Below are 6,994 nucleotides of genomic sequence, written 5' to 3'. Positions count from 1 at the left end.
GTCACAGCCCCTCCGACTCCCCGACCCGTCCCGTCGCCAGCCCGACCCTGCGCCATCCGACATGCCACCTCTCCGCATCCCAGCGCAACCCGAACCGACTTCCCACGTCCCCCCATCACGTCCCACCACCATCGCGACTTCCCCAGGCAACGCCACTCCGGTCACATCCGCCCTCTCCGACTCCCCACCCTGTGCCTCCTCGGCCCATCCCGACTTCCCTGGTCGTTCCTGCCCCGCACAGCCCCCGTCTGCACGGCCCGTCCCAGTTCGACTTCTCGTCCGCTCGCGCCCTGCCGACAGCCCAGCCCGTCCCGGCGCCGAGCACCGCGCCCCGTGCCGACATTCCACGAAAGGACTGACATGACTAACTCCGTCTTCGCCAAGTACGCCGACCGCGCGTGGCCCTACCACTTCGCCGGCACCCTGCGCGTCCGCAACATCGCGGGCGGCATACCGTCCGACCCGACCGTCGCCGAGGGCTGGCTCAAGACCAAGCTCGCCGACAAGGACGACCTGATCCGCGAGGCCGTCGCCACCACGATGGCCGAGCGCGGCATCACGGCGGAGGAGGCCGCCAAGGAGGTCGACAAGCTCAAGCACCTCAACGGGTTCAAGCGCGACGAACAGGGCCTCTACATCGAAGGCCGCCAGCTCAAGGCCGCCACCAAGGAGGCGACCTCCGTCGCCTACTCCACCGGGAAGCTGCTCAACAACGGCAAGAACTCCTGGGGGCGCACGTCCAAGGGCATCCACTCGTTCGTCGCCGAGCACGTCATGGTCGTCGAGGAGCGCCTGCATCTCGGCATCGCCGAGCCGACCGGCATCACCCAGCGGTTCGTGCACACCTACCGCGGATCCGGAATCCAGTACGAGGAGTACGTCGAGGACGCCAAGATCGACTTCACCATCGCCACCGACTACGGCTTCACCGAAGAGCAGTGGGCGATGATCTGGCTCACCGGCGAGCAGCAGGGCATTGGTGCGTCCCGCTCCCAGGGCTTCGGGCGCTACGAGGTCGTCCGCTGGGACCGGGCATGAGTGACCGCATCTACCTCGGCGCGCCGCACGACGAGCTGGCGGCGCGCATCCGAGCCCTGGAAGCCGAGCGCCTCCGGCCCGTGCCGCCACCCCCAAGACAGGGCCCGCGGATCAACCTGACCGATCTCGCGGAGTTGTGCGACGCGCTCGGCGACGAAGAGAACGACAGCGTGGAGGGTGCGTAGTGGCGAGGATCCGCAGCTTGAAGCCCGAGTTCTGGACGGACGGCGTCATCGTCCAACTGTCGCCGTTCGCCCGGCTGTTCTATCAGGGCACGTGGAACTTCGCGTGCGACCGCGGGCATCTGGCCGACGACCCCGTGGGCTTGAAGCTGAAGATCCTCCCGGCCGATGACGTCGATCCCGAGGCGCTGATCGCCGAGCTGATCAAATACGGCCGTATCGAGCGCCGCGTCACTGCTGACGGCCGGAAGTTCCTTCACGTCAAGCGGCTTCCCGACCACCAGAAGGTGGACGCGCGCTGGCAGTCGCGCTGCCCGTACTGCGCTGCACAGGCGGAGCCCGTCCCGCCGGACGACAACCCGCCGAGCCCCGCCGCGCCCTCGCAAGGATCGCCGAGCCTCCCCGAAACTCCCGCGAGTGACACCGAGCCTCCCCAAACCTCGCCCCAGGGAGGGATAGGAGGGGATGGGAAAGGAGAGAAGAAGGCTTCGCCTTCTTCTTCGCCGCGCAAGCGCGGCACGCGAATCCCTGACGACTTCACCGTCACCGCCGCCATGGTCGAGTGGGCGCGCCACCGGTGCCCGCACGTCGACGGCCGCGCCGAAACCGAGAAGTTCGTCAACTACTGGCGGGCCAAATCCGGCAAGGACGCCACCAAGGTCGACTGGCCCGCGACGTGGCGGAACTGGATGCTCAACGCCGCCGAACGCACGCCCACCGGCAGGGCCTCGCCATCCACCGACCGCCGCCAGCAGGCCACCGACGACCAGTTCCAGCGCGCCATGGAGCGCGCTCAGGCCCGCGAGGAGGGGCCGTGACACCCATCGAAGCCGTCGTGCTGTGCCGGTACGTCAAGGCGTGCTGCCCGCAGCAGCAGATCGACGAGTACACCCCCGACGCCTGGCACGACCTGCTCGGCGACCTCGCCCTCGACGACTGCAAGGCCGCCGTCGTCCAGGTCGCCCGGCGGCAGCCGTTCGTCGCGCCGGCCGAGATCCGCGAGGAGGTCCGGCAGATCCGCAACGACCGACTGGAGGCCGCACCGGAGTCGCCGCCGCCGGTCGACCCGAACCGGGAAGCCGACTATCGCCGTGCCCTCACCGAGATCCGCTACGCGGTCGCCGGCGGCCGGATGCCGTTCCGCGCGATCGAGGGCGGCCGGGCCCGCGGTGCTGGGCCGTCGAAGACGTGGCGGGAGACCCGCTCGTCCGAGGATGCCGACCGGACGCTCGCGCAGACGGTGCCGTGTCCGGTCGAGTGGTGCCCGGCGCGCGCCGGGGAACCGTGCCGGTCCGGGCCGCTCGCGGCACCGATGACGGGCTGGCACCCGTCCCGGCTCATGGCCGCCCGGACAGAGGCCGAGGCGTCGTGACCGCCTACCTGGAACGTTCCGAGCCGGTGACCGTCCTGACTCGGCATCGCCTTCCGTCCAAGACGAACCCGCCCGCGCCCGTCCCGGCCTGGCTGGCGTGGGGGCCGTGGCGGCACCCGGAGAAGGGTCCGATCCCGGTCCGGCCGGGCGCGCCCCGCAACGTGCTGATCCGGCGCGAGTCGGGCGAGCTGGTCGTCCGATCCTTCCGCGGGCTGAGGAGGCCGACGTGACCATGCTCGTCCTCGCCGCCTTCTACGTGTACGTGGCCAGCTCCCTCGCGCTGGCCGCCGAGTTCCGGAGGCGGCCGTGAATCGCATCCCGCCGCACGCCGAGTGCGCCGACCTGCTGACCGAGCAGATGGCCGCGCTCGGCGTCGAGGTGACCGTCGTCGACGAGCCGCCGCCGCCCGGACCGCGCGTGCCCGAGGCTCGCACCTGCCCGCACGGCGGCCACCTGTGGGCGGTGCCGACGCCCGCGCAGGTCGCCCGCTGGGCGCGAGACGGCGCACCTAACGAGTTCGGAGTCGAGCGATGACTCGCCAGTTGGCACTGCGGCTTTCACCAGTGGTCGCGTTCTACCAGGTCGATCTAGACGAGGCGGTCGAGCTACTGGTGGCGTGGCGACATCCGTTGCATCTACCCGATGAGGAGTTCCCTGCGGGCAGGCCCTATACGCGACCGTACGGGAGCTTGGCGTTCGTCATGGCGGACCGCGGCAGACGAGCGGCTGCGGTCGTCCTGGCCAGCACCATCAACCCCAGCGTGTGCAAGTCGCGCGGCTGGCACCGCTACAACACCGTCGACCTTGCCCGGATCGCCCGGAGCCCAGACCGCCGAGACCAGCACTGCTTGCGGTCAGTGCTGCGCATATCACGCGACTACCTCGCCCCCCTGTGGCTGGGGACCTATCCGAAGTGGGATGCGCGCAGCGCCGAACTGTGCGGCGAAGCACAGATTGCGGCGCTGTCGAGCACGAGCCTTCCCGGAACGCCCGGCAATCTCTACAGATTCGACGGCTGGGAGCGCATCCGGACCTCGAAGGGACCAAAGGGCGGGGGCCGACAGCGGCCCAGCGCGGCGAACGCGATTGCCGATGGCGCCCGGGGCCTGTGGGTGTACCGCTATCCCCAGCCGCTGAGACCTGCCAGGCGCGCTCGCGAAGCGGTGGCCGCGCCATGACCGAGCCCCAGCTGGTCGCCGCCCCCGAGGAGCTCGCCGACTTCGCGGTGAAGACCAGGCCCGACCTCGACCGCGACGAGGTCCGCAAGGCGATCGCCGCGTGCCAGGCGGTCGGCTGGCCGTGGGAGCGGACGCTCATGCAGACCGCGCTGATGCTCGCCCACCTGGAGGAGCCGCGCGACCTGAAGGCCGCGACCACCCACCCGAGCAAGACCCGCAAGCACATCCGCTAGGAGAGAGCGATGCCTGACCCCAACGCGACACCCGAGCCCGACGGTGAGACGCTGCGGCTGCCGGTGCGCCTCGCCCCCGGCGCGCTCGCCACGATCATGGACGCGGACGGCGCATTCATCGCCCGCGCCTGCGACCGCCAGCACGGGCAGGCGATCGTGGACGCGCTGAACGTGGCCGTGCCCGTGATCCGGATCCGCTGGCGCGGCTACGGCGCGCACGGCGGCCGGTGGCGCGCCGATCTCCCGCCCGGCGCCGGGATCGACTCGGGCTCGATCGAGTCCAAGTCGCTGGACACCGTCGACCGGATGGCCCGCGAGATCGCCGAACCTCCGGCCCGCCGCCACTACGCCGAGACCTACGAGGACTTCTGGAAAGGGATCGTCGAGGGCCCGCACGGCGCCCTGAATCGCGATCAGGTCATGCGCGAGCTGCACGACTACAGCGTGGTCATGCATGAGGTGTCCCTCGCCTATGACGACGTGACGAACGGCCGTCTGTCCAAGCCGAACACCGCCGCCCGGCACGTCATCGACGCTGTGAATGAGCGCATCGACGCGGCGGTCAAGCAGGCACGCGAACAGGTGGCCATCGATATCGAGGAGACCATCGACGCCGACCTGCCTGGCGATTACGAGGCCGGGCTGAGGCGCGCCGCCAGCATCGCACGGCAGGAGCCGGGGGCATGACCCACTGCCCGCCGCGCGGCACCGACCGCGCGTTCCGCCGCCTCGCCCGGCTCGGCGCCGACCCGGCCGCCACGCTCGACGAGCCGGCCGAGGCCACGGCCGAGCTGCCCGCCGTCCACCATCCGCCCGGCCGCCACCGCCGCACTCCCCCGGCCCGGTTGACGCGCGACCGCCTGGCGCTCGGCGTCACTGCGGCAGCGCTCGCCGGCGCGGTCGCCCTCGGCGCCGTCACGCTCGCGGGCGCGGGCGGCGCGGCGCCCGGCGTGTCGAGCGTTCCGCCGCCCGTGACCACCGACGAGCCGAGGGACACGCCGTCGAGCGCCCGGCCGCACCTGGTCCCGGCGTCGACGCCGAGCCCGTCCCGGACGCGCGAGGTGGAGCGGAGCCCGTCCGTCTCGCCGAGCTCGTCCAGCGCGCCCGCGAGCCCATCGCCGTCACCCGTCCGGCGTACGGACTCCTCGTCGCCGTCTCCGAGCGGGACGTCCGAGGAGCCCGCGCCGCCGCCCCCTCCACCCCTACCGCCGTGCGGCGCGGACGAGGAGCCGGGCACGCCGCCCACGTGCACGCCCACCGGAGAGGACGCATGACCCTCGGACCCTGCCAGAGGGGGCGGATATGCAGCGCGGCCCCGGCGGGCGCCGATGACACCCATGGGTGTCACGGGCGCACACGCGCGTCGAGCGGGTGACGTGCCTTGACCTGGGGCCTCCCGGAAACTTAGTACAGATGCTATTGACTTTGTCTGGCGGGAGGCGCATCATTGACTTAGTGCAGATTAAATGCACTAAGTGGGGTGGGGATCATGACCGGTCAGCTCTGGGTCACGGGGACGGCGCTCGAAGCCGCGATCGCGCACGAGCGGCCCGTCCAGATCACCTACGTCGCCGCCGATGGCGAGCGCACGACGCGCACGATCGAGCCGTACGAGATGGCCGTCACCCGGCGCGGCAACGCCATCTGCCGTGCGATGGACCGCCGCTCCGGCGAACCGCGCTGCTTCCGGCTCGACCGGATCGAGTTGCTGACCGTCCTGCACGGCGGGTTCGAGATCGCCCGGCACGTCGGCGTCACCGACGACCTGATGCCGGAGATCCTCGTGCGCTACCACGGCTCGCGCGGCAACCACCACGGCGTCATGCGGCTGCTGGGCATCTGCGGCTGCATCCGCTGCGCGTCGGACGGCGTGCGGTACCGGCTCGCCGAAGTCGGGCGCCACGAGGCCGCCGTGTGGTGCGTGCGGCCCACCTCGATCACCCCCCTCGACGGCGAGGACGCCGCCGAAGCCGCCGCCGAGGACGCGGCGCTCGCCCGCATCCGCGCCGAGATCGCCCTCGTGCCCGAGTACGACCACCGGGGCGACGCCGCCCACTGGACGCCCGACTACTCCCGCTGACTGGATGGAGGACCGCTATGGGCCTGGACAACTACCCCCGCCGCTACCCCTGCAAGGCCAAGGGGACCGCCGTTCTGGACGGTGAGGGGCGCATCGACTGTGACGCCACGCAAGGCGCGGGCGGCTGCCCGTGGCAGCGGGCCAACCTCGGGGACGGCGCGGTCTACGGGCTGTTCGGCGTCCCGTGTTGGTATCGGGGCAAGGTCGGCACCTGGATGATCAACGCGGTCATCGAGGCGGGCGGCAGCCTACCCGAGGAGGTCTCGGGCGGCTTCTACGGCGACGGCGAGGACGAACTGTCCCCCGACTACTGCAACACACTCGCCGGATGGCTTGAGGACCACGGCGAACTGTTCCTGTCCACCCTCCCCGAAAGCGAACGCGCCGGGGCGGCCATCGAGTACCGCTACGCCGCGCGCTGGCTGCGCTGGACCGCGGAGCATGGCGACGGCGCGCACGCGTGGTGGTGACCACCCCCGACCGCCGGGGTGCGGGCCACCTCCCGCCCGTGCCCGCGTCCCGGCCACCCTGACAGCTCGCCCGCTGACCTGGGATGACCGGCAAAACATAGGCCAGGGACTCTTGACTAAGTTGAAAGATAGGCGCATCATTAACTTAGTGCAGAGTTACGCTACTAAGTCAGGTGATCGGAATGGCCCCCCAGAACCCCGAGAACGAGATCATCGAGCAGGTCAGCGCCGAGATCGTCAACCTCGCCCGCGCGCTCATCGACCTGATCGGCCTCCCCGAGGACGCGGCGCTCGACCTCGCGGTCGACATGGTCCTGTCCGAACTCGCCGCCCACGCGCCCCGCGTGCTGTGCGCCTACCGCCGCGCCATGGTCGCGCAGCACCCCGAGATCCTCGCGCACCTCAACTGAGCCACCGGGGCCGGGCGCACACCCCGCCCGT

General features: G+C 71.1%; 13 protein-coding genes. All 13 read left to right on the top strand.

The genetic code is table 11. The features are described from left to right. Positions 1-360 precede the first annotated feature (360 nt). The 13 genes from E1264_RS38110 to E1264_RS38050 all read left to right on the top strand — a co-directional run bounded on the left by E1264_RS38110 (position 361) and on the right by E1264_RS38050 (position 6,963). A complete protein-coding gene (locus E1264_RS38110) occupies positions 361-1,038 on the top strand; it encodes a hypothetical protein (RefSeq protein ID WP_132181682.1) in 678 nt (225 codons plus the stop codon). Continuing rightward, positions 1,035-1,223: a hypothetical protein gene (locus E1264_RS38105; protein WP_132181680.1), complete on the top strand. Its 189-nt coding sequence runs from the start codon at positions 1,035-1,037 to the stop codon at positions 1,221-1,223. Before E1264_RS38110 ends, E1264_RS38105 begins: the two co-directional genes overlap by 4 nt. Before the next feature lie 17 nt (positions 1,224-1,240). Then, the gene (locus tag E1264_RS44115) at positions 1,241-2,038 is read left to right on the top strand and encodes a hypothetical protein (RefSeq protein WP_165964592.1); all 798 of its coding nucleotides are present in this window, start codon (positions 1,241-1,243) and stop codon (positions 2,036-2,038) included. Continuing rightward, entirely contained in the window at positions 2,035-2,592 is a 558-nt protein-coding gene (locus E1264_RS38095) for a hypothetical protein (RefSeq protein ID WP_132181678.1), read from the top strand. Before E1264_RS44115 ends, E1264_RS38095 begins: the two co-directional genes overlap by 4 nt. Beyond that, positions 2,589-2,822, top strand: coding sequence for a hypothetical protein (locus tag E1264_RS38090; RefSeq protein ID WP_132181676.1), 234 nt, complete (start codon positions 2,589-2,591; stop codon positions 2,820-2,822). The genes E1264_RS38095 and E1264_RS38090 overlap by 4 nt, the downstream gene beginning before the upstream one ends. A gap of 76 nt (positions 2,823-2,898) precedes the next feature. Then, positions 2,899-3,126, top strand: coding sequence for a hypothetical protein (locus tag E1264_RS38085; protein ID WP_132181674.1), 228 nt, complete (start codon positions 2,899-2,901; stop codon positions 3,124-3,126). Further along, complete coding sequence (locus E1264_RS38080) at positions 3,123-3,770, top strand: hypothetical protein (protein ID WP_132181672.1); 648 nt, start codon at positions 3,123-3,125, stop codon at positions 3,768-3,770. Before E1264_RS38085 ends, E1264_RS38080 begins: the two co-directional genes overlap by 4 nt. After that, on the top strand, positions 3,767-4,003 hold the full coding sequence (locus E1264_RS38075) for a hypothetical protein (RefSeq protein ID WP_132181670.1): 237 nt from the start codon (positions 3,767-3,769) through the stop codon (positions 4,001-4,003). The genes E1264_RS38080 and E1264_RS38075 overlap by 4 nt, the downstream gene beginning before the upstream one ends. 9 nt (positions 4,004-4,012) lie before the next feature. Next, complete coding sequence (locus E1264_RS38070) at positions 4,013-4,690, top strand: hypothetical protein (RefSeq protein ID WP_132181668.1); 678 nt, start codon at positions 4,013-4,015, stop codon at positions 4,688-4,690. After that, complete coding sequence (locus E1264_RS38065) at positions 4,687-5,277, top strand: hypothetical protein (RefSeq protein WP_132181666.1); 591 nt, start codon at positions 4,687-4,689, stop codon at positions 5,275-5,277. Before E1264_RS38070 ends, E1264_RS38065 begins: the two co-directional genes overlap by 4 nt. A 215-nt stretch (positions 5,278-5,492) precedes the next feature. Then, positions 5,493-6,083, top strand: a complete 591-nt coding sequence (locus tag E1264_RS38060; protein ID WP_132181664.1) for a WYL domain-containing protein — start codon at positions 5,493-5,495, stop codon at positions 6,081-6,083. Between the two features lie 17 nt (positions 6,084-6,100). Continuing rightward, positions 6,101-6,553, top strand: a complete 453-nt coding sequence (locus tag E1264_RS38055; protein WP_132181662.1) for a hypothetical protein — start codon at positions 6,101-6,103, stop codon at positions 6,551-6,553. 182 nt (positions 6,554-6,735) lie between these two features. Further along, positions 6,736-6,963 carry a hypothetical protein gene (locus E1264_RS38050; RefSeq protein WP_132181660.1) on the top strand — a complete coding sequence of 76 codons (228 nt, stop codon included), beginning with the start codon at positions 6,736-6,738 and terminating at the stop codon, positions 6,961-6,963. The last annotated feature ends 31 nt before the right edge of the window (positions 6,964-6,994 follow it).

Origin of the sequence: Actinomadura sp. KC216, from assembly GCF_004348535.1 — a bacterium.
In the GTDB taxonomy this organism is placed as follows: Bacteria; Actinomycetota; Actinomycetes; order Streptosporangiales; family Streptosporangiaceae; genus Spirillospora.
The sequence above is the reverse complement of the archived record's forward strand: the minus strand, read 5'-3'. Positions and strand labels throughout refer to the sequence as shown.